Source organism: Streptomyces sp. NPDC021020 (assembly GCF_044333285.1).
GTDB lineage: Bacteria > Actinomycetota > Actinomycetes > Streptomycetales > Streptomycetaceae > Actinacidiphila.
In genome coordinates, this window is record NZ_JBIRQQ010000003.1 from 105,973 (window position 1) to 129,962 (window position 23,990).

25 protein-coding genes and 1 tRNA gene are annotated in these 23,990 nt (G+C 74.4%); 15 read left to right on the top strand and 11 right to left on the bottom strand.

What is annotated here, in order from left to right; translation table 11 throughout:
* The first annotated feature begins 85 nt into the window (after positions 1–85).
* The 3 genes from ACH4SL_RS08910 to rdgB all read left to right on the top strand — a co-directional run bounded on the left by ACH4SL_RS08910 (position 86) and on the right by rdgB (position 2,074).
* A complete protein-coding gene (locus ACH4SL_RS08910) occupies positions 86–319 on the top strand; it encodes a glucose PTS transporter subunit EIIB (RefSeq protein ID WP_031524681.1) in 234 nt (77 codons plus the stop codon).
* A gap of 338 nt (positions 320–657) precedes the next feature.
* Positions 658–1,395 carry a ribonuclease PH gene (gene rph / locus ACH4SL_RS08915; RefSeq protein ID WP_398442836.1) on the top strand — a complete coding sequence of 246 codons (738 nt, stop codon included), beginning with the start codon at positions 658–660 and terminating at the stop codon, positions 1,393–1,395.
* 73 nt (positions 1,396–1,468) lie between these two features.
* Positions 1,469–2,074 (top strand): RdgB/HAM1 family non-canonical purine NTP pyrophosphatase, encoded by a 606-nt coding sequence (gene rdgB / locus ACH4SL_RS08920; protein ID WP_398442839.1) that lies wholly within the window; start codon positions 1,469–1,471, stop codon positions 2,072–2,074.
* A 52-nt stretch (positions 2,075–2,126) separates the two neighbouring features.
* Here the strand turns inward: rdgB and ACH4SL_RS08925 are convergent.
* The 4 genes from ACH4SL_RS08925 to bcp form a co-directional block, all read right to left on the bottom strand.
* Positions 2,127–2,202 (bottom strand) — tRNA-Leu (locus tag ACH4SL_RS08925).
* Between the two features lie 7 nt (positions 2,203–2,209).
* The gene (locus ACH4SL_RS08930; RefSeq protein WP_398442841.1) at positions 2,210–2,707 is read right to left on the bottom strand and encodes an HNH endonuclease; all 498 of its coding nucleotides are present in this window, start codon (positions 2,705–2,707) and stop codon (positions 2,210–2,212) included.
* Entirely contained in the window at positions 2,704–3,324 is a 621-nt protein-coding gene (locus tag ACH4SL_RS08935; RefSeq protein ID WP_398442843.1) for an HNH endonuclease signature motif containing protein, read from the bottom strand. The genes ACH4SL_RS08930 and ACH4SL_RS08935 overlap by 4 nt, the downstream gene beginning before the upstream one ends.
* Positions 3,325–3,399: 75 nt before the next feature.
* The gene (bcp, locus tag ACH4SL_RS08940) at positions 3,400–3,867 is read right to left on the bottom strand and encodes a thioredoxin-dependent thiol peroxidase (RefSeq protein WP_398442845.1); all 468 of its coding nucleotides are present in this window, start codon (positions 3,865–3,867) and stop codon (positions 3,400–3,402) included.
* 97 nt (positions 3,868–3,964) lie between these two features.
* Between bcp and ACH4SL_RS08945 the strand changes: the two genes are divergently transcribed.
* Both ACH4SL_RS08945 and ACH4SL_RS08950 read left to right on the top strand, forming a co-directional pair.
* Positions 3,965–4,291 carry a DUF3618 domain-containing protein gene (locus tag ACH4SL_RS08945; RefSeq protein ID WP_398442847.1) on the top strand — a complete coding sequence of 109 codons (327 nt, stop codon included), beginning with the start codon at positions 3,965–3,967 and terminating at the stop codon, positions 4,289–4,291.
* 49 nt (positions 4,292–4,340) lie between these two features.
* Entirely contained in the window at positions 4,341–4,643 is a 303-nt protein-coding gene (locus ACH4SL_RS08950; RefSeq protein WP_398182103.1) for a GroES family chaperonin, read from the top strand.
* A 92-nt stretch (positions 4,644–4,735) separates the two neighbouring features.
* On the opposite strand, the gene ACH4SL_RS08955 is transcribed toward ACH4SL_RS08950, so the two are convergent.
* Genes ACH4SL_RS08955 through ACH4SL_RS08970 form a run of 4 tightly spaced genes read right to left on the bottom strand, consistent with a single transcriptional unit; the run spans position 4,736 to position 8,318 of the window.
* The gene (locus tag ACH4SL_RS08955) at positions 4,736–5,584 is read right to left on the bottom strand and encodes a GNAT family N-acetyltransferase (protein ID WP_398442849.1); all 849 of its coding nucleotides are present in this window, start codon (positions 5,582–5,584) and stop codon (positions 4,736–4,738) included.
* 51 nt (positions 5,585–5,635) lie between these two features.
* Positions 5,636–6,586, bottom strand: coding sequence for an ATP-binding cassette domain-containing protein (locus ACH4SL_RS08960; protein ID WP_398444043.1), 951 nt, complete (start codon positions 6,584–6,586; stop codon positions 5,636–5,638).
* 39 nt (positions 6,587–6,625) lie between these two features.
* A complete protein-coding gene (locus tag ACH4SL_RS08965) occupies positions 6,626–7,522 on the bottom strand; it encodes an ABC transporter permease (protein WP_398442851.1) in 897 nt (298 codons plus the stop codon).
* Complete coding sequence (locus ACH4SL_RS08970) at positions 7,515–8,318, bottom strand: ABC transporter permease (protein WP_398442853.1); 804 nt, start codon at positions 8,316–8,318, stop codon at positions 7,515–7,517. The genes ACH4SL_RS08965 and ACH4SL_RS08970 overlap by 8 nt, the downstream gene beginning before the upstream one ends.
* A gap of 414 nt (positions 8,319–8,732) precedes the next feature.
* Between ACH4SL_RS08970 and ACH4SL_RS08975 the strand changes: the two genes are divergently transcribed.
* The gene (locus ACH4SL_RS08975; protein ID WP_398442856.1) at positions 8,733–10,991 is read left to right on the top strand and encodes a transglycosylase domain-containing protein; all 2,259 of its coding nucleotides are present in this window, start codon (positions 8,733–8,735) and stop codon (positions 10,989–10,991) included.
* Positions 10,992–11,015: 24 nt separating this feature from the next.
* On the opposite strand, the gene ACH4SL_RS08980 is transcribed toward ACH4SL_RS08975, so the two are convergent.
* Positions 11,016–12,200: an aminotransferase class V-fold PLP-dependent enzyme gene (locus tag ACH4SL_RS08980; protein ID WP_398442858.1), complete on the bottom strand. Its 1,185-nt coding sequence runs from the start codon at positions 12,198–12,200 to the stop codon at positions 11,016–11,018.
* A 97-nt stretch (positions 12,201–12,297) separates the two neighbouring features.
* Between ACH4SL_RS08980 and ACH4SL_RS08985 the strand changes: the two genes are divergently transcribed.
* Positions 12,298–13,611, top strand: a complete 1,314-nt coding sequence (locus tag ACH4SL_RS08985; protein ID WP_398444045.1) for a DUF445 domain-containing protein — start codon at positions 12,298–12,300, stop codon at positions 13,609–13,611.
* 249 nt (positions 13,612–13,860) lie between these two features.
* Positions 13,861–14,712, top strand: a complete 852-nt coding sequence (locus ACH4SL_RS08990) for a fumarylacetoacetate hydrolase family protein (protein ID WP_398442860.1) — start codon at positions 13,861–13,863, stop codon at positions 14,710–14,712.
* Between the two features lie 351 nt (positions 14,713–15,063).
* On the opposite strand, the gene ACH4SL_RS08995 is transcribed toward ACH4SL_RS08990, so the two are convergent.
* Together ACH4SL_RS08995 and ACH4SL_RS09000 are read right to left on the bottom strand one after the other, a co-directional pair.
* On the bottom strand, positions 15,064–15,534 hold the full coding sequence (locus ACH4SL_RS08995; protein ID WP_398442862.1) for a heme-degrading domain-containing protein: 471 nt from the start codon (positions 15,532–15,534) through the stop codon (positions 15,064–15,066).
* Positions 15,531–16,592, bottom strand: coding sequence for a Gfo/Idh/MocA family oxidoreductase (locus ACH4SL_RS09000; RefSeq protein ID WP_398442864.1), 1,062 nt, complete (start codon positions 16,590–16,592; stop codon positions 15,531–15,533). The genes ACH4SL_RS08995 and ACH4SL_RS09000 overlap by 4 nt, the downstream gene beginning before the upstream one ends.
* 137 nt (positions 16,593–16,729) lie before the next feature.
* Between ACH4SL_RS09000 and ACH4SL_RS09005 the strand changes: the two genes are divergently transcribed.
* The 7 genes from ACH4SL_RS09005 to ACH4SL_RS09035 all read left to right on the top strand — a co-directional run bounded on the left by ACH4SL_RS09005 (position 16,730) and on the right by ACH4SL_RS09035 (position 23,941).
* The gene (locus ACH4SL_RS09005; RefSeq protein WP_398444047.1) at positions 16,730–17,758 is read left to right on the top strand and encodes an ROK family protein; all 1,029 of its coding nucleotides are present in this window, start codon (positions 16,730–16,732) and stop codon (positions 17,756–17,758) included.
* Between the two features lie 79 nt (positions 17,759–17,837).
* The gene (locus ACH4SL_RS09010) at positions 17,838–18,596 is read left to right on the top strand and encodes a GntR family transcriptional regulator (RefSeq protein ID WP_398442866.1); all 759 of its coding nucleotides are present in this window, start codon (positions 17,838–17,840) and stop codon (positions 18,594–18,596) included.
* A gap of 126 nt (positions 18,597–18,722) precedes the next feature.
* Positions 18,723–19,841: a TIGR03364 family FAD-dependent oxidoreductase gene (locus tag ACH4SL_RS09015; protein WP_398442868.1), complete on the top strand. Its 1,119-nt coding sequence runs from the start codon at positions 18,723–18,725 to the stop codon at positions 19,839–19,841.
* A gap of 218 nt (positions 19,842–20,059) precedes the next feature.
* Complete coding sequence (locus ACH4SL_RS09020) at positions 20,060–20,788, top strand: phosphonatase-like hydrolase (RefSeq protein ID WP_398444049.1); 729 nt, start codon at positions 20,060–20,062, stop codon at positions 20,786–20,788.
* A 415-nt stretch (positions 20,789–21,203) separates the two neighbouring features.
* Positions 21,204–22,274 (top strand): ABC transporter ATP-binding protein, encoded by a 1,071-nt coding sequence (locus ACH4SL_RS09025; RefSeq protein WP_398444052.1) that lies wholly within the window; start codon positions 21,204–21,206, stop codon positions 22,272–22,274.
* The gene (locus ACH4SL_RS09030) at positions 22,267–23,157 is read left to right on the top strand and encodes a 2-aminoethylphosphonate ABC transporter permease subunit (protein ID WP_398442870.1); all 891 of its coding nucleotides are present in this window, start codon (positions 22,267–22,269) and stop codon (positions 23,155–23,157) included. Before ACH4SL_RS09025 ends, ACH4SL_RS09030 begins: the two co-directional genes overlap by 8 nt.
* Positions 23,144–23,941 carry an ABC transporter permease gene (locus ACH4SL_RS09035; protein ID WP_398442872.1) on the top strand — a complete coding sequence of 266 codons (798 nt, stop codon included), beginning with the start codon at positions 23,144–23,146 and terminating at the stop codon, positions 23,939–23,941. Before ACH4SL_RS09030 ends, ACH4SL_RS09035 begins: the two co-directional genes overlap by 14 nt.
* Positions 23,942–23,990: the final 49 nt, after the last annotated feature.

Genomic DNA, 23,990 nt, shown 5'->3' on the forward strand with positions numbered 1-23,990 from the left:
GGCCTACCGCCCGTGAAGTTGGGCCAACCGTGCGTTACCGTGACATTACGGACCCGCGGTGGGTCAGGGAAGCAGGGAGACACCAATGGCCACCAAGGCAGAGAAGATCGTCGCCGGGCTCGGCGGAATCGACAACATCGAAGAGGTCGAGGGCTGCATCACCCGGCTCCGCACCGAGGTCCGCGACCCCGCGCTCGTCGACGAGGCCGCACTCAAGGCCGCGGGCGCGCACGGCGTCGTGAAGATGGGCTCCGCCATCCAGGTCGTCATCGGCACCGACGCCGACCCGATCGCCGCGGACATCGAAGACATGATGTAGCCCCACCGGGGGTTGCGCGGGCGCCGCACCCGAGCGGCCGCTGGTTGTGAGGCCGCCGTACCCTCGCCCGGGGTTGTGCGGGTGCCGCAGCCGAGCGGCCGCGGGCTGTGCGGGCGCCGCGCTCTCGCCCCCGGGGGCATTGACGATGCTCTCCGCGCCCCGCCGGGGAGGTGGCAGGGGCAGGCGCGCGGAGCTGCGCCGGGTCGCCCGGCGCGGCCCCGCGCGCCGCCTCACGAGAACCCCCCGCGGGGCGCGGAGAAGCCCTCCGCCCGGCAGGGCAACGGGGGGCCGGGCCCAGCCCGGCAGGGGCCCCGGGCGCACCCGGATAGGGTGCGGGGATGTCACGAATCGACGGCCGCAGGCCGGATGAGCTTCGAACCGTCACCATCGAACGGAGCTGGAGCAAGCACGCCGAAGGCTCCGTCCTCGTCGCCTTCGGCGACACCCGCGTCCTGTGCACGGCAAGCGCCACCCAGGGCGTCCCCCGCTGGCGCAAGGGCAGCGGCGAAGGCTGGGTCACCGCCGAATACGCGATGCTGCCCCGCGCCACCAACACCCGCGGCGACCGCGAGTCCGTCCGCGGCAAGATCGGCGGCCGCACCCACGAGATCTCCCGCCTCATCGGCCGCTCCCTGCGCGCGGTCATCGACTACAAAGCCCTCGGCGAGAACACCGTCGTCCTGGACTGCGACGTCCTCCAGGCCGACGGCGGCACCCGCACCGCCGCGATCACCGGCGCCTACGTCGCCCTCGCCGACGCCGTCACCTGGATGCAGCAGAACCACTTCATCAAGGCCAAGTCCCGCCCGCTGACCGGCACGGTCGCCGCCGTCAGCGTCGGCATCGTCGACAGCGTCCCGCTGCTCGACCTCGCCTACACCGAGGACGTCCGCGCCGAAACCGACATGAACGTCGTCTGCACCGGCGACGGCCGCTTCGTCGAGGTCCAGGGCACCGCCGAGGGCCAGCCCTTCGACCGCGCCGAACTCGACGCGCTGCTCGCCCTCGCCGTCGGCGGCTGCGCCGAGCTGACCGCCGCCCAGAAGGCGGCGCTCGAAGCCGTCACCGAGGCCTGACCCGACCCGGGCGCGTCCCGCGTACGCCCCCCGTACGCGGGACGCACCCGGCACACCCGGGATAATCGGACCCATGACGCGCCGCCTCGTACTCGCCACCCGCAACGCCCACAAGGTCACCGAACTGCGGGCGATCCTCACCGGCACCGGACTCGACGTCGACCTCGTCGGCGCCGACGCCTACCCCGAGATCCCCGACGTCAAGGAGACCGGCGTCACCTTCACCGAGAACGCGCTCCTCAAGGCGCACGCCCTCGCCCAGGCCACCGGCCTGCCCGCCGTCGCCGACGACTCGGGCCTGTGCGTGGACGTCCTCGGCGGCGCCCCCGGCATCTTCTCCGCCCGCTGGGCCGGCCGGCACGGCGACGACACCGCCAACCTCGACCTGCTCCTCGCCCAGCTCTCCGACATCGCCGAGGAGCACCGCGCCGCCCACTTCGCCTGCGCCGCCGCCCTCGCCCTCCCCGACGGCACCACCCGCGTCGCCGAGGGCCGCCTCACCGGCACCCTCCGCCACGCCCCCGCCGGCACCGGCGGCTTCGGCTACGACCCCGTCCTCCAGCCCGACGGCGAGACCCGCACCTGCGCGGAGCTGACCCCCGACGAGAAGAACGCGATCAGCCACCGCGGCAAGGCGTTCCGGGCGCTGGCGCCGATGATGGCGGAGCTGCTGGGCTGAGCGCGGGCACGGAAAAGGGCGCGCCACTCGTGGAGTGCCGCGCCCTGAGCGGTAGGCCCGGTGGGACTCGAACCCACGACACGCCGACCCTAAATCGGTGCCCTCTTAACCAGCTGGGGTACGGGCCCCCGGGGGCTACTGTACTGGGTTCCGGAGCGTCGCAGGGCGGCGCGACGGGTTCGCGAACGTCCGGGTCTGGCTGTGGCAGGAAGGGCACAAGTACCGCAGGTTCTCCCGGCGGTTGTCGAGCCGGTCGCCGTTGACGTGGTCGATCTCCAGCACCAGCCGCCTGCCCTGCCACATGTCGCCGAGCCCGCACCCGACGCACACGTGCGGCACCTCCAGATCGTCGAGCGCCCGCCGCAACTGCGCGGTCTTCGTCCGGCGCTCGCCGACGTCCTTCCGCCGGAGGATCCGGTCCGCGGACAGCCGATGCGGTGACGGGACCCCGCGCGCGTACCCCTGGCCGGTGAAGTGGCCGGTGTCGATCCCGTACGCCGCCAGGCTCCGGCGCAGCCGCGTCCGGGTGGTGGTGCTCTCGGGGATGCCCAGCCGCCGCAGCACCCCGGCGAGACTGACCGACTCGGCGGCGGCGCGCGCCAGCAGGTCGCGTGCATACGTCGGGCGCTTCACTGCCGCCTCTTCCGCCCGCGGTAGGTGTCGGTGACCGTGTGGCAGTTGGGGCACAGCAGCCGCAGGTTCTCCGGCCGGTTGTCCCACCACGTCCCGTCGACGTGGTCGACCTCCAGGACCAGGGGCCTGCCGTTCCACTCGGGTCCGGTGCCGCACATCGCGCAGCGCTCGGGCACGCCGGCCGCCAGCAGCGCCTGCCGCAGTCGCGTACCCGGGGTCCGCCCCTCCCCGGGAGTGCGCAGCCGCAGCGGGCCGGGGCCGTCGGGGTCGGGGCGGCGGCCGGGTGTTCGCCGGAAGTGGCCGGTGTCGATTCCGTACGCGGCTATCCGGCGGCTGATGTGCGCGTGGTTGCCGCCCACCGGGTTGATCCCCAGCCGCCGGACGACGTCCTTGACGCTGGTCGCCGCGGCCACCGCCTCCCGGAGCCGGCTCTCGGTGTGCCGTGCCCGCTCCGGGGCGAGGTGTGAGGCGTCGATGCCCGCCTCGGCGAACTTCCTGCGCAGGTAGCGCCTGCTGCTGGGCGTCGGGCTGCCGCCGCAGCGGCGGACGGCGTCGTCCATGTCCCGCGCGGTGCGCGCCGCCTCCGCCAGCGCCTCCCGGGTGTATCTGGCCGCCATCGCCACCCCCGTACCAGGACGTGTGTTCGTCCCTCGTACGGATCAACGACCCGCCCCGCCCCCGGTTACGGCTGCTCAGACGTCCAGGTCGCGGAGGAGTTTGGCCACGTGGCCCGTTGCGCGGACGTTGTAGAAGGCGTGGGCGATCGTGCCGGACTCGTCGACGACGAAGGTGGAGCGGATGACGCCCATGGTCTTCTTGCCGTAGTTCATTTTCTCGCCGTACGCCGCGTAGGCGGTGAGGGTGGCGCGGTCGGGGTCGGAGAGGAGGGTGACGCGCAGGGATTCCTTGGTGCGGAATTTCGCGAGCTTCTCGGGGGTGTCGGGGGAGATGCCGAGGACGTCGTAGCCGGCGGCGGCGAGCTGGTCGAGGTTGTCGGTGAAGTCGCAGGCCTGCTTGGTGCAGCCGGGGGTCATGGCGGCGGGGTAGAAGTAGACGATGACCTTGCGGCCGCGGTGGTCGGCGAGCGAGACGGGCTTGCCGTCGGCGTCCTGGAGGGTGAAGTCGGGGGCGGGGTCGCCAGGGGACAGGCGCTCGGCCATGGGGAAGCTCCTCAAACGGGGGTGCCGACGAGGCGCGGGCCGCGTCGAACTGACAGACTGTCCGAACGGTACCTAATCAGCCGATGGAGGATACGCGGTGTCGGACGACGTCAGGACGCCCGCTCAGATCGAGGCGGACATCGCCCGCAGGCGGCAGGACCTCGCGGAGACGCTGGACGAGCTCGCGGTGCGGGTGCATCCGGCGACGATCGCGGCGGACACGAAGGCCAAGGCCATGTCGGCGGTGGACCGCACGGCGGGGCGGGCGTACACGAGGATCAACGAGGTGGTGGGGCGGGCCACCGCGCCCTTCGTGGGGGCGGACGGCGCGCCGCGGCTGGAGCGGATCGTTCCGGCGGCGGTGGCGGGTGTGGCGCTGATCGCGGTGGTGGGCGGTCTCTCGTCGTGGCGGCGCCGCCGGTAACGTCGTGCGGGTGAGTTCGAACAGTGAGCACGACAAGCTGCCCATCCGGATGCTGCACGACCGCGTCCTGGTGCGGCACGAGGCCGGCGAGGGCGAGCGCCGCAGCGGCGGCGGCATCCTGATTCCGGCGACGGCGGCGGTGGGCCGGCGGCTGGCGTGGGCCGAGGTCGTCGCGGTGGGGCAGAACGTACGGACGGTGGAGGTCGGCGACCGGGTGCTGTACGACCCGGAGGACCGGGCCGAGGTGGAGGTCCGGAGCGTGGCGTACGTCCTGATGCGCGAGCGCGATCTGCACGCGGTGGCCGCCGAACGCCTGAAGGGCACCGACGACTCCACGGGGCTGTACCTGTGACCTGCTGACCGGGCTGACCTGCCGACCGACCGCTTCCCGGCGCCCCGGGCCGCACCGCGCGGCCCGGGGCGCCGCTTTACGCCGTCAAGCGCTCAGCCGAGTTCCAGCGTCGTCGTCGCGTACGTCGCCTCGTGGCGGGAGTACGGCGCCGGGCCGGTGTACATGCGGGTGAAGCGGGCGGTGGGGGCGAGGCCCCGGGATGTCACCAGATCGAGTGCCGCCGTGTTGTGGTCGGGTACGTCCACGCACACCTCGGCGTCCTCGGGCAGGGCGCCGGTGAGCGCGTCCAGCAGCGCGGCGGCGCCTTCCGGGGTGTCGGCGAAGAGCGGGCCGACGCGGTGGCCCTCGTGCGCGGCGCGGACGACGCCGTAGCCGGTGACGTGGCCGTTCTCGTCGAGCAGTACCCGGGCGGTGTGCCCGGTGGCGGTGAGCCAGCGGCTGAGGAAGGCGTGCCGTTCGGCGGGGAAGCACCCGCTGTCGTAGGCGCTGATGGCGTCGAGGTGGTAGGGCGTGACGGCCCGTACGGCGGCGGAGGGGGTCCCGCGGTGGGGGCGGCCGGTGTGCCGGATCTGGTCGTGGGCGGCGGTGAAGCCGGACCGCTCGTAGGTGGCGCGCTGCTCGGGCACCGCGTCGAGGCCGACGAGGCGGCCCTCGGCGTGCGGCATCGCGGCCTTCCAGGTGGCGATGCCGAGGCCGGTGCCGCGGTGGTCGGGGTGGACGAGGTAGAAGCCGAGGAAGGCGAAGTCGGGCGAGTACGTGACGACGGAGACGGCGGAGACGACGCGGCCGCCGAGCCGCCCGACCAGGAAGCCGGCCGGGTCGGTGGGGCGGAAGCAGGCCGCGTCGCCGAGGCCGGGGTTCCAGCCCTCGGCCGCGCACCATCCGATGATCTCGTCCCAGTCGGCGGCCGTCGCCTCGGCGACGGTGAAGTCCTCCCGCACATGAACTCCCTTGTTCTGTGGTCCCGGCCCGCACGGACGGTTCCGGGGATGTTACGCCGCCCCGTACATCCGGGCGATGACATCTTCGATCGCGGGTTCGCGGACGGACAGGTCGACGAGCGGGTGGTCGGCGGCGAGTGCGGCGACGAGCGGGGCGGCGCTCTGCCCGGCGGGGAAGGCGAGCCACTGGCGCGGGCCCTCGCTGCGGATCCAGCGGGCGCCGGGGATGTCGACGGCGGGCAGTTCGCGGGCGAAGTCGACGACCAGGGTGCGTTCGGACTCGCCGGCGGCGTGCAGGCCGTCGAGGTCGCCGTCGTACATGAGCCGTCCGTGGTCGATGACCATGACGCGGCTGCACAGCGTCTCGATGTCGGTGAGGTCGTGGGTGGTGAGCAGCACGGTGGTGCCGCGGTCGGCGTTGACGGCGGCGAGGAATTCGCGGACCTTGGCCTTGCTGACGACGTCGAGGCCGATGGTGGGTTCGTCGAGGTAGAGCACGTCGGGGTCGTGCAGCAGCGCGGCCGCGATGTCGCCGCGCATCCGCTGGCCGAGGGAGAGCTGGCGTACGGGGACGTCGAGGAGCGGGCCGAGGTCGAGGAGGTCGACGCAGGTGTCGAGGTTGCGGGTGTAGCGGGGCTGCTCGATGCGGTACATGCGGCGGACCAGCTCGTAGGAGTCGCGCAGCGGCAGGTCCCACCACAGGGTGGTGCGCTGGCCGAAGACGACGCCGATGCGGCGGGCGAGCCGGGTGCGGTCGCGGGAGGGGTCGATGCCGGCGACGCGGACGGTGCCGCCGCTGGGGGTGAGGATGCCGGTGAGCATCTTGATGGTGGTGGATTTCCCGGCGCCGTTGGGGCCGATGTAGCCGACCATCTCGCCGCGCGGCACGGTGAAGGCCAGGCCGTCGACGGCCCTGACCTGGTGGCGTTCGCGGCGCAGGGCGCGGCCGGGGATCTTGCGGGTGACGTCGAAGACCTTCTCCAGGTTCTCGACGGCGATCATGGGTGCGGCGCCGGAGGCGGGGGTGTGGGTCATCGGTTCTCAGCTCCCGGTACTGCGGTAGGAACGGACGCCGGCGCGCCAGGCGAGCCCGGCGAGCGCGCAGCACAGCACGGCGACGGGTGCGCCGAGGTAGTCGGCCCAGCCGGGCAGGCCGAGGGGGTCGGGCCGGCCGAGGATGTGCAGCACGGGCATCCAGTTGACGAAGGCGAGGGGGACGACGAAGGTCACCCCGCGTACCAGCTCCCGGCCGAAGATCCCGGGCGGGTACTGGAGCAGGGTGTTGCCGCCGTAGGTGACGGAGTTCTGGACCTCGGAGGCGTCGCCGGCCCAGAACTGGAAGGCGGCTCCGGCGACGAAGACGGCGCAGAAGATGGCGGTTCCGGCGAGCAGGGTGACGGCCAGGAGCGCGGCCCTGGCCGGCGTCCAGTCGACGTCCACCCGTAGTACGCCCCAGCCGAGGACGGCGAGTCCCTGGGTGACGCGGCCGAGGCGGCGCAGGGCGAAGCGGTCGGCGGCGACCTGGGCGACGAGCGGGGCGGGGCGCAGCAGCAGGACGTCGAAGGTGCCGTCGCGGACCCGGTCGCCGAGCGATCCGGCGTTGCCGGCGAGCAGGTCGGACAGGCCGAAGGAGACGCTGGTGGTGCCGTAGAGCAGGGCGATCTCGGGCAGGCCGAAGCCGCCGAGGGTGTCGATGCGGGAGAACATCAGCACGATGGTGACGAAGTCGAGCGCGGTCGCGGCGAGGTTGCCGAGGGTCGTGAGGGCGAAGGACGTGCGGTAGGCCATGGTGGAGCGCATCCACATCCGCACGATCAGCCGGTAGGCGCGCAGGCCCTCGCGTACGGCGGTGTGCGGGCGTGCGGCGGCGGGGGAGGCTTCGGGGGACGGGGCCGGCGCGGTGTCGGTGGTGTCTGTGGTGCCCGTGGTGTCAGCCACCCTGGACCACCACCCGGCGGGTCGCGGCGCCTTGCAGGAGGCGCCCGGCGGCCAGCAGTGCGACGGCCCAGCCGGCCTGCACGGCGAGTGCCTGCGCCGCGCCGGCGCCGTGCCGGCGGCCGAGCAGCACGTCGGCGGGGGTCTGGAGCATCGCCGCCCAGGGCAGTGCCTGCGCGAGGCCGGCCAGGGCGCCGGGGAAGGCGTTGAGCGGCAGCAGCATGCCGGAGAAGAACAGCGCGACGATGCCGGCGATCTGCATGACCCCGGCCCCGTCGAGCAGCCAGAAGGCGCTGAGCGCGATGAGGTAGCGGATCGCGAAACTCACCAGCAGGCCGAGGGCGACGGCGGCCGCGAACAGCAGCCAGGGCAGGAGCGAGCCGGGCATGGCCAGGTCGAAGACGAGGGCGCCGGCGACGCCGGGCAGCACCCCGCGGCCGAGCAGCTGGAAGCAGGCCCGGCCGAGGTCGGAGGCGAGCCACCAGCCTTGCAGGTCGGCGGGCCGGTAGAGGTCGATCGCGATGGCGCCCGAGCTGATCCGGCCGATCATCTCGCGTTCGAAGCCGCCGCCCATCTGGGCCATGGGCGCGAGCAGGCCCTGTCCGATCCACACGTACGTCAGCGCCTGCGCCTCGCTGTAGCCGCCGAGGTGCGGGCGCTGGCTCCACAGGGCGATGTAGCTGTAGGAGATGATCAGTCCGAAGACCGTGTTGGTGACGACTCCGGCCGCCGTCGCGATGCGGTAGGTCGCATAGCGCCGGAAGCCGCGGACCATGACGGCAGCGTAGAAGCCGCCCATACCTTCCGCCTTTCTCCCTGTCCCCGCTTCTTCGGTTTCACCGGTGCCCCCCCGGGGTGTCCCCGTGAGATGCGGCACATCCCGCGGGACACACAAGCGCAGAAGCCTAGTGCGCGTCGGGGGGCGCCTTCCACTGCTTTTCGCCGGGGTTTCCCGGGTGTTCTCCGCCGTTCCCCGGGCGGTTTCCCGCCGGGTGGCGCCCGCCGGGGTTTGACCGTCCTGTCACAGGCCTGTCACGGATGGGCGCCCGGATGCCCGGACGGACGGGGGATGCGCCAGTGTGGGAGGAGTGTGCGCCCTGGGGCGTACGTACGATTACGTGTGTGTCCGTGCCGGTTCGGGACGGATTTCTCGGTGTTTTCTCGGTTTTCCGCCGCGGACAACCCCGGCGGCGGATGAGGAGTCCCTACTGATATGAGCGACGCGCACTTCGGGGCGGCGGGTGGCGCCGCGGGCGGTTCCGGCCGTACGGGTTGGCGGCGGCTGGTGCCGACGTGGCGGGTGGTCCTGGGCACCTTCCTCGGTGTCCTGGTGCTGCTGCTGGGCGGCTTCTTCGTGGGCTACGCGCTGGTGTCCATCCCGGACCCGAACGCCGCGGCGGTCGCCCAGAGCAACGTCTACTACTACTCCGACGGCAAGACCGAGCTGTCCCGCGACGGCGCGGTCAACCGGCAGAACGTGTCGCTGGCCGAGGTCTCCAAGACCGCGCAGCACGCGGTGCTCTCCGCGGAGGACCGCAGTTTCTACCACGAGTCGGCGGTCAGCCCGAAGGCGATGGTGCGGGCGGCGTGGAACACCGCGACCGGCAAGGGCCGGCAGTCGGGTTCGACGATCACCCAGCAGTACGTGAAGAACTACTACCTGAACCAGAACCAGACGGCGTCGCGGAAGGTCAAGGAATTCTTCATCGCGATCAAACTCGATCGCAACGTCACCAAGGACGAGATCCTCGAGGGCTACCTCAACACCAGCTACTACGGGCGGAACGCGTACGGGATCCAGGCCGCCTCGCAGGCCTATTTCCACAAGAACGCATCGGACCTGACGGTGGCGGAAGGCGCGTACATCGCGACGCTGCTCAACGCCCCCAGCGAATTCGACCTCGCGGCCCACCCGGAGAACGCGACCGCGGCCAAGGCGCGCTGGAACTACGTCCTGGACGGCATGGTCAAGGAGCACTGGCTCAGCGCCGCCGACCGGGCGGCGACGAAATTCCCCACCATCGGCGCGCCCACCCCGGTCGCGAGCAAGGCGGGCCAGCGCGGCTACATCATCGAGGCCGTCAACGACTACCTCGACGCGAACCACATCGTCGACGCCGACTCGCTGCGCCGCGGCGGCTACCGCATCGTCACCAGCATCCAGAAGGGCAAGGAGGACGACTTCGTCAAGGCGGCCCAGGCCCAGGTCTACGACAAGCTCGGCAAGAACAAGGCCGACGCGTACGTACGGGCCGGCGGGGTGTCCATCGACCCCGCGACCGGCGAGGTCGTCGCCCTCTACGGCGGCGTCGACTACACCAAGCAGTACGTGAGCAGCGCCACCAACGCCACGTACACCCCCGGCTCGACCTTCAAGCCCGTCATCCTGGCCGCCGCGCTCCAGCACGACTCCAGGACGCAGGGCGGCAAGCGGATCACGCCGAAAACGGTCTACGAGGGCGACAACAAGCGGCCCGTCGTCGGTCCGGACGGCCCCGTCGGCTACGCCCCGGAGAACGAGGACGGGCACAGCTACCCGCACATCGACGTCACCCGCGCGATGGACAAGTCCGTCAACTCCGTCTACGCCCAGATGGCGCAGGACGTCGGCACGGACAAGGTCATCGACACCGCGCACGACCTCGGGATGCCGGAGTCCGTGAAGATCCCGACGACGCCCGCGATGGCGCTGGGGTCGTTCGGCGCCAGCCCGCTGGACATGGCGCAGGTGTACGCGACGCTGGCCAACCACGGCAAGGAGATCCCCTACACGCTGGTGAAGAAGGTCAGCAAGGACGGCAGCGACCTGCCGCTGCCCGACCGGCAGGCGCACCAGAACGTGCCGCGGGACGTCGCCGACACCGTGACGCAGGTGCTGCGCAGCGTCGTGGAGAGCTCCGGCGGCACCGCGACCGTCGCGCAGGACTCCGGGTGGCCCTCGGCGGCCAAGACCGGCACCGCGGAGAACGACACGGCCGCGTGGTTCGCCGGCTACACCCCGAAGCTCGCCACCGTCGTGGCCCTGCTCGGCATGGACCCCGCCAACGGCAAGCAGAAGGCGATGTACGGCGCGATGCACACCGACCGCATCAACGGCGGCGGCCCGCCCGGCGCGGTCTGGGCCGCGTACACCGGGGCCGCGCTCGACGGGGTGCCCGTCCGCGACTTCGACCTCGACACGAACGGGGACGTGCCGACGCTGCCGCCGGTCACGGACGAGCCGTCCGACGAGCCGACGCAGTCGCCGGGCGAGACGTCCGCGCCGCCCTCCCACAGCGCCCCGCCGCACTCCTCCGCGCCGCCGTCCACCGACCCGGGCGGGCCCACGGACGAGCCGACGTCGCAGGCGCCCCCCACGTCGGAGCCGCCCCCGACGCAGCCGACGTTCGACCCCCTCGGCGGCCTCACCGGCGGCGGCCCCGGCGACCCGGGCGGCACGGCGCGCCCCGGCGGCGGCTCGGACGAGGGCTGACCTCCCGGGCTCCGGGCGCGCGGCTCACCGCAGGGACGTGAGCGCCTTCGCCACCTCGGGGGCCACCCACGGCGGGGTGGAGGCGTGCGGAGAAAGGCGCAGGGAGTCGGGGCGGACCGTGGGCGTCAGGCCTTCCGCGTGGAGGGCGGCGGCCACGTCCGCCGCGGCCACGCCCGGGAGGCGGAAGGAGACGATGCCGGCGCGCCGGGGGCGTGCCGTCTCGGAAAGGACCTCCGCGCCGGCCGAGCGCACCGCGTCGAGCAGTTCGTCGACCCGCGCGGCGACCGCGGACTCGATCGCCGCGACCCCCGCCGACTCCACGACCTGGAGCGCCGCGGCGAACGCGGCGGCCGCGACCGGGCTGAGGTTGGTGAGGCTGAGGCGTCCCGCCCCCGCGGCCGGCGGGTGCTCGGCGCCGTCGAAGCGGGCGACGTCCTCCACCCCCGTCCACCCGGTGAGCGTCGGCGCCAGCCGTTCGAGCGCGCGGTCGGACAGCGCCGCGAAGCCCGTCGACCAGCCCGCCCGCAGCCACTTCTGGCCGCCCGTGACGACGACGTCCGCCGCCTGCCAGGGCATCTCGACGACCCCGAAGCCCTGGATCGCGTCGACGACGAGCAGCCGGTCGGGGCCGATGACGTCGCGGATCGCGGCGAGGTCCGCGCGGTAGCCGGTGCGGAAGTCGACGGCGCTGAGGGAGACGGCGACGACGTCGGCGGTGAGCGCGTCCCGTACCGCCTCCGGGGTGGGCCGGCCGTGCGCGTCGCCGCGCAGCCAGCGCGGCTCGGCCAGGCCCGCGGCGGCGGTGCGGCGCCACGGGTAGTGGTTGGCGGGGAAGTCGCCCTCGGGCACGAGCACCGTGCCCGACGGGATGCCGAAAGCGGCCTGGAAGAGCCCGGTGGTCGTGTTGGGCAGCAGCACGGTGTGCTCGGCGTCCGTCCCCGCGAGCCGCGCGGCGGACTCGCGGGCCAGCAGGTCGGCCCGCATCAGCTCGTTGACGGTGGTGTGGTCGGCGCGCGCGGAGCGGCCCAGCGCCTCGGCGGTCGCGTCGAGCACGGGGCGCGAGGGCGGCCCGTAGCGGGCGAAGTCCAGATAGCCCGCGGGGGCGTCGAAGAGCCCGGCGTAACCGGCGGGCGCGCGGCCGGTGTCCGTCGTGTCCCCGGCGGGTGCGTGGCCGGTGGGCGCGCCGCCGGTGTCCGTCGCGTCGTCCATCAGGGTCGCTCTCCCGTCCGCGGGGCGGCGCGGGAGGCGCCGGGAACCCGCCGTTCGTTCCACTTCCGTCAGCGCTGGCGACAATACGCAGGTGGATATGCGGGCGAAGCAGGTGGACCAGGTGTCGGGGAGTGTCGTTCCGGCTGGTGCGGGGGGTGCGGCCGACCCGGACGCGGAACGGCGCCGCGGGGTACGCCGGATGAAGCTCATCGCGACCGGCTTCCTCGCGGTCGCGACCGCCGTCTACGCCCTCGCCAAATGGGCGGACGCGAGCGGCTCGGGCGCCTGGGCCGGCTACGTCGCGGCCGCGGCCGAGGCGGGCATGGTCGGCGCGATGGCCGACTGGTTCGCCGTCACCGCCCTCTTCCGCCACCCGCTGGGCCTGCCCATCCCGCACACCGCGATCATCCCCACCAAGAAGGACGCGCTCGGCGCGAGCCTCGGCGATTTCGTCGGGGAGAACTTCCTGTCGGCCGAGGTCGTACGGACCCGGCTGCGGGCCGTCGGCGTCGGCTCCCGGCTCGCCGCCTGGGTGTCCGAGCCGGCCAACGCCGACCGCGTCACCGAGCAGGCCGCCGCGGCCCTGCGCGGCCTGTTGACCGTGCTGCGCGACTCCGACGTCCAGGCCGTCGTGAGCGACGCGATCACCCGGCGGGCCGCCGCCCAGGAGGTCGGCCCGGGGCTCGGCAAGCTCCTGGAGCGCACGGTCGCCGACGGCGGCCACCGCCGCCTGGTCGACCTGGTGTGCGTGCGCGCCCGCGACTGGCTGGTCCAGCACTCCGACTCCGTCATGACCGCCGTCCAGGGCGGCGCGCCCGGCTGGACCCCGCGCTTCGTGGACCGCAAGGTCGGCGAGCGCGTCTACAAGGAACTGCTGCGCTTCGTCACCGAGATGAACGAATCGCCCGAGCACCCCGCGCGCGGCGCCGTCGACCGCTTCCTGCGCGACTTCGCCGCGGAGTTGCAGACCGACCCCGACACCCGCGAGCGCGTCGAACGCCTCAAGAACGACCTGCTCGGCCGCCCCGAGGTGCAGGAGCTGATCGCCTCGGTGTGGGGGTCGGTGCGCGCCATGACCGTCGCCGCCGCCGAGGACGAGCACAGCCAGCTGCGCACCCGCACCCGCGCCTCGCTGCTCACCCTGGGCCGCCGGATGTCCGCGGACCCGCGGCTGCGGGAGAAGGTCGACGGCTGGCTGGAGGACGCGGCGGTCTACCTCGTCACCACCTACCGCGACCAGATCACCGCGCTCATCAGCGAGACCGTCGCCGGCTGGGACGCGGAGCAGACCTCCCGCAAGATCGAGGCGCACGTCGGGCGCGACCTGCAGTTCATCCGTATCAACGGCACGGTCGTCGGGGCGCTCGTCGGCCTGCTCATCTACACGGTGTCGCGTCTGGTGGGCGGGTGAGGGGGCGCGCGGGCGCGCGGCCGGGTGGGTGAGCGGGCGCGCGGGCGCGCCGCCGTCGGGCCGTCCGACGTCTGGGCAGGCCGCGATGGCGGTACGCCGCTGCGTCCAGCTCGTGAACAGGGCTTGCGTGGATCCGCTGCCGGTCGGAGGATCGGACAGACATCCGATGACATCTGCGCCCTGTCGGAGGGCGTGCGCCGTCCGCGCCGTTCTCCGCCGCGGACACCCTAGGCACAACGGAGTACCCCTGTGAAGCTGCTGCGAGTCGGACCCGCCGGGGCGGAGCGCCCTGCCCTGCTCGACCAGGACGGAGTCGTGCGCGACCTCTCCGGCCTCGTCCCCGACATCGACGGCGCGCTGCTCGCCGACGCCGACGCCCTCGCCCGTGTCGCGGCCGCCGACACCGCGGCCCTGCCCGCGCTCGACGCGTCCCTGCGCGTCGGGCCGCCGCTCGCCCGCATCGGCAAGATCGTCTGCATCGGCCTCAACTACCACGACCACGCCGCCGAGACGGGCGCGCAGGTGCCCGCCGAGCCGATCGTCTTCATGAAGGCGCCCGACACCGTCGTCGGCCCCGACGACACGGTCCTCGTGCCGCGCGGCAGCACCAAGACCGACTGGGAGGTCGAACTCGCCGTCGTCATCGGCCGCGAGCTGCGGTACGCGGCGAGCCACGAGGAGGCGCTCGCCGCCGTCGCCGGTTACGCCGTCGCGCACGACGTCTCCGAACGCGAGTTCCAGATCGAGCGCGGCGGCCAGTGGGACAAGGGCAAGAACTGCGAGACCTTCAACCCGCTCGGCCCCTGGCTCGTCACCGCGGACGAGGTCCCCGACCCGCAGGACCTCCCGCTGCGGCTGTGGGTGAACGGGACGCTGCGGCAGGACGGTTCGACGCGCGACCAGATCTTCCCCGTCGCGGAGATCGTCCGCTACCTCAGCCACTTCATGACGCTGTACCCGGGTGACGTCATCAACACGGGGACGCCGGCCGGCGTCGCCCTGGGCCAGCCCGAGCCCCGCCCGTACCTGCGGGTGGGCGACACGGTGGAGCTCACGATTGACGGGCTGGGCCGTCAGCGTCAGGTGCTTGCCTCCGCGTAGGGGCTGCCGCCCCGGGGCGGGGGGTTGCGGTTCGTTGCGCGACCTTCCCTTGGCGGGGGCTGGTCGCGCAGTTCCCCGCGCCCCCGGTGTCACCCGGCGGGGCATCGCGCGCCCCGTGCGGGGTGGGGTCGGGTGCCACTCCGGGGGTACCTCCTCGGAATGCGCGTCCGACCTCATGAGCCAGGTGGCGGGTCTTGCGTGCGCATTCCTCCGGGGGCACCCCCGGATCGTCCCCCTCCGGGTTGTACGGCGGGCTCGCCGCCGACGGTGGTTGAGCCCCACAGGAAGACCGTCAGACGACATCTCACCCGCACGGGTGGTGCGGGTGGGAAACACCCCCCGCCGGAGGCGTCAGCCCAGGAAGCGGGTGAGGGCCTCCACGATGAGGGCGTGGTCCTCGACCTGGGGGAGGCCGGAGACGGCGACGACGCCGATGATGCCGACGCCCGCCACCCGGAGGGGGAACGCCCCGCCGTGCGCGGCGTAGAGCGCGAGGTCGAGGTGGGAGGACGCCTCGAACGTCGTCCCCTTCGCACGGAAGCGCTCGCCCACCGCGAGGGACGACGTGCCGTACCGCAGCGCGGTACGCGATTTGCGGTCGAGCCATGCGTCGTTGTCGGGGGCCGTGCCCTCCAGGGCGCAGTGGAAGAGCCGCTGGTCGCCGCGGCGGATGCCGATGACGACGGGGGCGTCCTGCGCGCGGGCGAGGTCGACGAGGAGGCAGCCGAGCCGCCATGCGTCGTCGTGGGTGAAGTGGGGCAGGACCAGGGTCCGTTCCTGCTCGGTGAGTACCGCGGGGTCGACGAGGTGCGGGGAGGTCACAGCGTCACCGCCTGGCCGGTGAGGGCGGATTCGCGGGCCGCCTCGATGACTTCGATGGCCGCGGCGGCCTCCCAGGCGGTGACCGGCGGGGGAGTGCCCTCGCGGAGGGCGGTTTCGACGGCGGCGTAGAAGGCCGGGTAGTCGCCGGGCTCGGAGGGTACGGCCCAGGCCGTCTCGTCGGTGCCGGCGGTGCCCCACGCGTCCTCGGGCTCGGAGCCCCATCCGGCGCCCTCGCCGGGGCGCAGGCCCTCGCGGAGGGCGGCCTCCTGCGGGTCGAGGCCGTAGGTGACGTAGCCGCCGATGCTGCCGAGGACGCGGAAGCGGGGGCCGAGGCGGGAGGCGGTGGCGCTCATCCACAGGTGCGAGCGGACGCCGCCGGTGTGGGTGAGGGCGATGAAGTCGTCGTCGTCCGCGGCGGCGCCGGGCCGCCGTACGTCCGACTCGGCGTAGACCGTGCGGACCGGGCCGAAGAGGGTGAGGGCCTGGTCGACGAGGTGGCTGCCGAGGTCGTAGAGGAGGCCGCCGATCTCCGCGGGGTCGCCGGATTCGCGCCAGCCGCCCTTGGGCTGCGGGCGCCACCGCTCGAAGCGGGATTCGAAGCGGTGGACCTCGCCGAGCTCGCGGTGCGCGAGGAGGCCGCGCAGGGTGAGGAAGTCGCTGTCCCAGCGGCGGTTCTGGAAGACGGTCAGCAGCAGGCCGCGGTCCTCGGCGAGGGCGGCGAGCGCGCGGGCCTCGGCGGCGGTCGCGGCGAGCGGCTTGTCGACGACGACGGACAGGCCCGCTTCGAGGGCCGCGGTGGCGAGCGGCACATGGGTGCGGTTGGGGGAGGCGAGGACGACGAGGTCCAGCTCGGCGGCGCGCGGCCACAGCTCGTCGGCGGTGCCGGCGAAGACGACCCCCGGATGCTCGGCGCGCGCCTGCGCGCGCCGCTCCCGGTTGCCGGTGACGATGGTGTCGAGGTGCAGCCCGGGTGCGGCGGCGATCAGCGGGGCGTGGAAGAACGAGCCGGCCGGGCCGTAGCCGACCAGGGCGACGCGGAGGGGTGCGGCGGTGGTCATGCACCTCACTTTGGCAACAGTGTTGCCAAAGTGCAAGCGCGCGCGACAATGAAGGCGTGACGACACCTCCGCCCCCGGACGACGCCTCCCTGCCGCGTGTGGACGCCCCGGCCCAGGGCGGGCTCAACCTGCCCGGGATGCGCAGCCACAACGCCGCCGTCGTCCTCGGGCTGCTGCGGGACGCGGCGGGCGGGCTCAGCCGGCTGGAGCTGGCCGAGCGGACGGGGCTCACCCCGCAGGCGGTCAGCAAGATCACCGGTCGGCTGCGGGCGGACGGGCTCGTCGAGGAGGCCGGGCGGCTCGCGTCCACCGGGGGCAAGCCGCGGACCGAGCTGCGGCTCGCGGCGGGGGCCGCCTTCGCGGTCGGGGCGCATCTGGACGGGGAGGCGCTCACCGCCGTCGTCGCCGATCTCGCCGGGCGTACGGTCGCCGAGCACGCCGCGCCGCTCGACCTCGGGCGGCCCGTGCCGGAGGGCCTCGCGGCGATGGAGCGCGAGCTGCGCGCCGCCGCGGCGCTCGCGCCCGGCCGGGTGCTGGGCGTCGGCGTCGGCATCCGCGGCCCGCTCGACCACCGCACCGGCACGCTGCACGGCGTCACCGGCTTCCCGCACTGGTCGGGCTGCGCGCTGCGGGAGGAGCTGGCGCGGCGGCTCGGCCTGCCCGTCGCCGTCGACAAGAACACGAACGCCGCCGCGCTGTCCGTCCTGGCCGAACCCGGGCCGGGCGGCGGCTCGTTCGCGTACCTCCACCTCGGGACGGGGCTCGGGGCCGCGCTCGTCCTCGGCGGCGTCCTCTACCGCGGCGGGGCCGCGGGGGCGGGGGAGTTCGGGCACCAGGTGGTGCAGCTGGACGGGCCGCCGTGCAAGTGCGGGCGGCGCGGCTGCCTGGAGGCGCTGTGCCTCGCCGCGGTGTCCCGCGGTGACGTGGCCGGGGCCGCGCGCCTGCTCGGCGTGGGGGCGGCGAACCTGGTGGCGCTGCTGGACGTCGACCGCGTCGTCCTGGGCGGCGTCACGGTCCTGGCGGCGCCGGACGCCTTCCGCGCCGGGGTGTCCGCCGCGGTCGCCCCCGTCCCCGTCACCCTCCCCGCGGCCGGCCCCCGCGCCACCCCCGAGGGCGCCGCCCTCCTCGCGCTGGCCCCCTTCTTCGCCGCGGCCGCGCTGTCCTGACCCCCGTTGCCGCGGCGGGGTGCCCGCGTCGGCATCCGTGCCCGGCGGGGGCGGCGCGCGGGTCTGGAAGGATCGGGGCGTGAGTGACGCCGCCGATCCGCACGCCCCGATCAGGGCCGGCATCCCGGAGCACGGCCGGGTGCCGAAGTATTTCGCCGTCAAGACGCGTCTTGAGGCGATGCTCGACGAGCTGGGCGAGGGCGGTCTGCTGCCGACCGAGCGCGAGCTGGCGGCGCGCTTCGCGGTGGCCCGCGAGACCGTGCGGCAGGCGCTGCGGGAGCTGCTGATCCAGGGCCGGGTGCGGCGCAAGGGCCGCGGCACCGTGGTGGCGGGCCCGAAGCTCGTGCAGCCGCTGTCGACCGCGAGCTACACCGAGGGCGTACGCCGCCAGGGCCGCACCCCGGGGCGGCGGCTGATCGACCTGGAGCAGCTCGACGCCGACCCGGTGCTCGCCCGCGAGCTGCGGATCGAACCAGGCGCCCCGGTCTGGCACATGGAGCGCGTGCTGCTCGCCGACGAGGAGCGGGTGGGCCTGGAGAGCACCTACCTCGCGGTGGCCCGCATCCCGTACCTGGCACGGGACTTCGCGCCGGACACGTCCTTCTACGCCTATCTGCGCGAGCGTCTCGGCGTCGAACCGGCGTCGGTGGACGAGCGGATCGAGACGGTACTGGCGACCCCGCGCGAGGCGCTGCTGATCGGTACGCCGCCCGCGCTGCCGATGCTGCTGCTGCACCGCTCCAGCCGGGATTCGGCGGGGGAGCCGCTGGAGCGGGTGCGGTCGCTCTACCGCGGGGACCGCTTCAGCTTCACCGTCCACCTGGACAAGAAGGCCTGAGGGCTTGCCCGTTGGTAAGTGAGATCACGAAAAGATAACGGGTCTAGTCCAAGCTTGTGGGCCTGTTCACCCGCCCGCCGCCGTACCGTCGCGCACGCGACACCCTGCCCGCCGAATCTCGACCGCGTGAGAGTCACTGTCGTAGGAGCCGGGGTGCTCGGCACCATGCACGCATGGCACGCCGTCGAGCGCGGCCATGAAGTCGTCCATCTGGAGCGCGAGCGCGAGGCCCGCGGCGCGTCCGTCCGCAACTTCGGCCTCGTGTGGGTCGGCGGCCGCGCCGCCGGGCCCGAGCTGGCCACCGCGCTGCGCGCCCGCGAGCTGTGGGAGAAGATCGGCGCCGAGGTCCCCGGTGTCGGCTTCCGCGCCAACGGCTCGCTGACGCTGGTACGGGACGAGGCCGAGCAGGCCGTCGCCGACGAGGTGCTGGCCCGCCCCGACGCCGCCGAGCGCGGCTTCGGCTGGCTCACCCCGGAGCAGGTCCGCGAGCGCAACCCCGCGCTGCGCGGCGAGATCCGCGGGGCGCTGCTGTGCGCGAAGGACGCCGCGGTCGAATCCCGCGTCGCCCTCCCCGCGCTGCGCGCCCGCCTCGCCGCGAGCGGCCGCTACACCTTCCTTCCCGGGCGCGAGGTCCGCGAGGTCACCGACGGCGCCGTCCGCGACGACCACGGCGACACCCACCGCGCCGACCGCACCGTGCTCGCCACCGGCGCCTGGCTCTCCGGCCTGGCCCGCGAGCTGGCCCCCGACCTGCCCGTGCGCCGCGTCCGGCTGCAGATGGCGCAGACCGACCCGCTCGGTGAGGCGCTGACCACGTCGGTCGCCGACGCCGACAGCTTCCGCTACTACCCGGCCTACGAGGGCGGCGCCCTCGACGCGCTGCGCTCCGGTTCCCCGCAGCCGCCGGTCGCGGCCGCGCACCGCATGCAGCTGCTGCTGGTCCAGCGCCTCGACGGCTCGCTGACCATCGGCGACACCCACGAATACGACGAGCCGTTCGGCTTCGACGTCACCGAGGACCCGTACGACCACCTGCGGGAACGCGCCGCCGCCCTCCTCGGCCGCCCCCTGCCGCGCATCCGCCGCCGCTGGGCCGGGGTGTACGCGCAGTGCGTCGACACCACCCGGGTGGTCCACCGCGAGCAGGTCCGCGACGCCGTCTGGCTCGTGACCGGTCCCGGCGGCCGCGGCATGACCTGCTCGCCGGCGATCGCCGAGGCGAGCGCCGACGAGATGGGCTGGTGAGCGCCATGACTACTCGCGAGACCCCCGCCACGCCCGCCGGCCCGGACACCCCGCACCGGGCGGCGCCGGACGGCCCGCAGGGCAGCGCCGCTTTCGCGGCCGGTGAGTCACCGGCCGCGGCTGCCTCCGCGGCCGGTGCGTCGCGGAGCGGCTTCGCGTCCGCCGACGCGACCGGCCGGATTCCCTACGGGGAGGCCGCCGGGCCCGTGCCCGGCGCCGTGCCGACCGCCCCGCAGGCCGCGGACGGCGGTGACGACGCCGACCTCGCGCGCCCGCCCGTCACGCTCGTCGTCCTCGACATGGCCGGGACCACCGTCGCTGACGGCGGGCTCGTCGAGGAGGCCTTCTCGCGGGCCGTCCGGCGGCTGGGTGTCGAGCCCGGCAGCGAGGTGTACGAGCGGCAGCTCGACTACGTGCGGGCCACGATGGGCGAGTCGAAGATCACCGTCTTCCGCGCGCTCTTCGGCGCGGAGGACCGCGCCCGCGCGGCCAACTCCGCCTTCGAGGAGGCCTACGCCGAACTCGTCGACAGCGGGCTGTGCGCGCCGCTGCCCGGCGCGGAGGAGGCCGTCCGCGAGCTGCGGGCCGACGGCCGCAAGGTCGTCCTGACCACCGGCTTCGCCCGCACCACGCAGGACGCGATCCTCGCCGCCCTCGGCTGGCAGGACCTCGCCGACCTCACCCTCTGCCCCGCCGACGCCGGGCGCGGCCGCCCGCACCCCGACATGGTGCTGACCGCGCTGCTGCGCACCGGCACCGGCGCCGTACGGCAGGTCGCGACGGCGGGCGACACCGCCTCCGACGTCCGCAGCGGCCTGCGCGCGGGCGCGGCGGTGGCCGCGGGCGTCACGACCGGCGCGCACACCGCCGAGCAACTGCACGCGGCAGGCGCGACCCACGTCCTCGGCTCCGTCGCCGAACTCCCCGCGCTGCTGCGGGAGCGCTGACATGCCCGCGAACAGCAGCACCCCTGACGGCACGACGCCCGGCCTCGCGGCCGGGGCCCCCGCGCCCACCGGGGCCGGGAAGCCCGCCGCCGGCGAGGCGCCGCCGGACCTCGCGGCCGAGGCCGCCGAGCCCGGCGCGTCCGGGACGCCGGCCCCTGCGGCCCCGGCGTCCGGCGCGGCTGGATCCGGCCTCGCGGCCGGGACGCCCGCCGCCTCCGGCGAGGCAACGGCCGTCGGCACCGCCCCCGGTGCTCCCGCGCCCGCCGCCTCCGGCGAGGCGCCGCCGGACCTCGCGGCCGAGGCCGCCGAGTCCGGCGCTGCCGGGAAGCCCGCCTCCGCCCCCGCGTCCGGCGCGGCCGGGAAGTCGGCCCCCGCACCCGTCACCGCCCCCGGCAAGGGCACCGCCGCGTCCGGGATCCGGTTCGAGCGGGTCAGTGTCGCGTACGGCGGGAGCACCGTGCTGGACGGGCTGGACCTGGTGGTCGAGCCGGGCGAGGTGATGGCGCTGCTCGGGCCCTCCGGGTCGGGGAAGACCACCGCGCTGCGGGCCGTCGCCGGGTTTGTGACGCCCAGTGCGGGGCGGGTGCTGATCGGGGGGCGGGACGTCACCGGGCTGCCGCCGCACCGGCGGGGGATCGGGATGGTCGTGCAGAGCTACGCGCTCTTCCCGCACCTGCGGGTCGACCAGAACGTCGCCTTCGGGCTGCGGGCCCGCCGCACCTCGCGGGCCGAGACCGCCGCGCGGGTCGCGGAGGCGCTGGAGATGACGGGGATGCGCGGCTACGCCCGCCGCTACCCGCGTGAGCTGTCGGGCGGCCAGCAGCAGCGCGTCGCGCTGGCCCGCGCGCTCGCCATCCGGCCCGGCGTGCTGCTGCTCGACGAGCCGCTGTCCGCGCTGGACGCCGCCCTGCGCTCCGGGATGCTCGCCGAACTCGCCCGGCTGCACCGCGAGTTGCCGGACCTCTCGATGCTCTACGTCACGCACGACCAGATCGAGGCGCTCACCCTCGCCGACCGCATCGCCGTCCTGGACCGCGCCCGGCTCCAGGACTGCGGCACCCCCGACGCCCTCTACCGCACCCCCCGCACCGCCTTCACCGCGACCTTCGTCGGCAACGCCAACCTGCTGCCCGTCACGGCGGCGGCCGACGGCACCTACCGGCTGGGCCCGGCCGTCCTGCGCCTCGACCCCGCCCCCGCGGCCGGCATCGCGCCCGGCGCGGAGGCGACCGTGTGCGTACGGCCGCACGCGCTGCGGCTCGCGGAGGACGGCCCGAACCAGCTGCGCGGCACCGTCACCGCCGTCCAGTGGCGCGGCCACACCCACCGGCTGCTCGTCGAGGCGTACGGCACCGCGCTGCACGCCGACGTCGGCGACCTGCGCGAGCCCCCGCGGCCCGGCGCCGAGGTCACCCTCGCGTTCGACCCGCAGGACGCGGTGCTGCTGCCCGCGGGCATCACCGGGGAAGGCGCCGACCATGGCTAGCGCCCGGGAGACGGCGGCCCCGGTGAGGAGCAACCGCGGCGCCGCCCTCAGGCCGTGGGCCTGGGCCCTGCCCCCGCTCGCCGCGCTCGCGCTCTTCTTCGGCTATCCGCTCTACCTCGTCGCCAAGCAGTCCTTCGCGCCCGACACCGGCGGCCACTCCACCGCCGTCTACCGGCACCTCTTCGCACAGGAGTCCTTCCGCAAGGCGCTGTGGAACACCGTGTGGATCGCCTGCGCCTCCACCGCCGGGTGCCTGCTGCTGGGCTTCTTCCTCGCGCTGGTCATCGCCTTCGTGCCCTTCCCCGGCAGCCGCGCGCTGGGCCGCTTCGTCGACGTCTTCCTCGCCTTCCCGTCCTTCCTGATCACCCTCGCGCTGCTGTTCGTCTACGGCACCGTCGGCATGGCCAACGGCCTGTGGACGGACGTCACCGGCGCCGCCACGGGGCCGGTGGACTTCCTGCGCACCCCGTGGGGCGTGCTGCTGGCCGAGATCACGTACTTCACACCGTTCGTGATGCGCCCGCTGCTCGCGGCCTTCACCCGGCTGGACACCGCCCAGATCGAGGCGGCCTCGTCGCTGGGCGCGCGGGCGCCGCGGATCGTCCGGCAGGTGGTGCTGCCGGAGGCGGTGCCCGCGCTCGCGGCCGGCGGCAGCCTCGTCCTGGTGCTGTGCCTCAACGAGTTCGGCATCGTGCTCTTCACCGGCGCCAAGGGCGTCACGACGCTGCCGCTGATGGTCTACAGCAAGGCCATCCTCGACGGCGACTACCCGGGCGCGTGCGCGGTCGCGATGGTGTGCGTCGTCCTGTCGGTCACCCTCTACGCCCTCTACCGGGCCGCCCTCGCCCGCGCCACCGGAGGAGCCCGCCGTGCTGGTGCATAGCCGCGCCGGGCGCACCGCCGCCCGCGTCCTCTTCTTCGTCCTCTTCCTGCCGCTGTTCGCGCTGCCCTTCGCCGTCGTCCTGGCCGCGTCCTTCGCCGGGAACTGGAGCGGCGCCCTGCCCTCGCACCCCACGCTGGACCACTACCGCGACCTCACCGGCGGCGACTCGCTGGACGCCCTCACCACGAGCCTGTGGACGGCGCTGGCCGCGAGCGCGCTCGCGCTGCTGACCGGCGGCTGGGCGGCGCTGGCCGCCGAACGGCTGCGCGGCAGGGCCCGGCGGGTGCTGGACGCGCTGTTCATGCTGCCCGTCGCGGTGCCGTCGGTCGTCGTCGGACTCGCGCTGCTGGTCGCCTTCTCGCAGCCGCCGCTGCTGCTCAACGGCACCCGGCGGATCGTGATCCTGGCGCACGCCGTGCTCGTCACCGCCTTCGCCTACCAGTCGGTGACCGCCGCGCTGGCCCGCCTCGACCCCGCCTACGAGCAGGCCGCCGCGGGGCTCGGCGCCCGCCCGCTGCGGGTGCTGCTCACGGTGAAGCTGCCGCTGCTGCTGCCCTCGCTGAGCGCCGCCGCCGCCCTGTGCTTCGCGCTGTCGATGGGCGAGCTGAGCGCGACGATGATGCTCTACCCGCCGGACTGGACGACGCTCCCGGTCCGGATCTACGCGGCCACCAACCGCGGCTCCCTGTTCACCGGTGCCGCCCTGGCCGTCGCCCTGATGCTCACCACCCTCGTCGTGCTGCTCGCCCTGGGCAGGGTGCGCTCGCGCGCCGACCACCGCTGACACCTTCCTCCTCCCCTTACTCTCCACGTTCCCGCAAGGAGTTCGACCT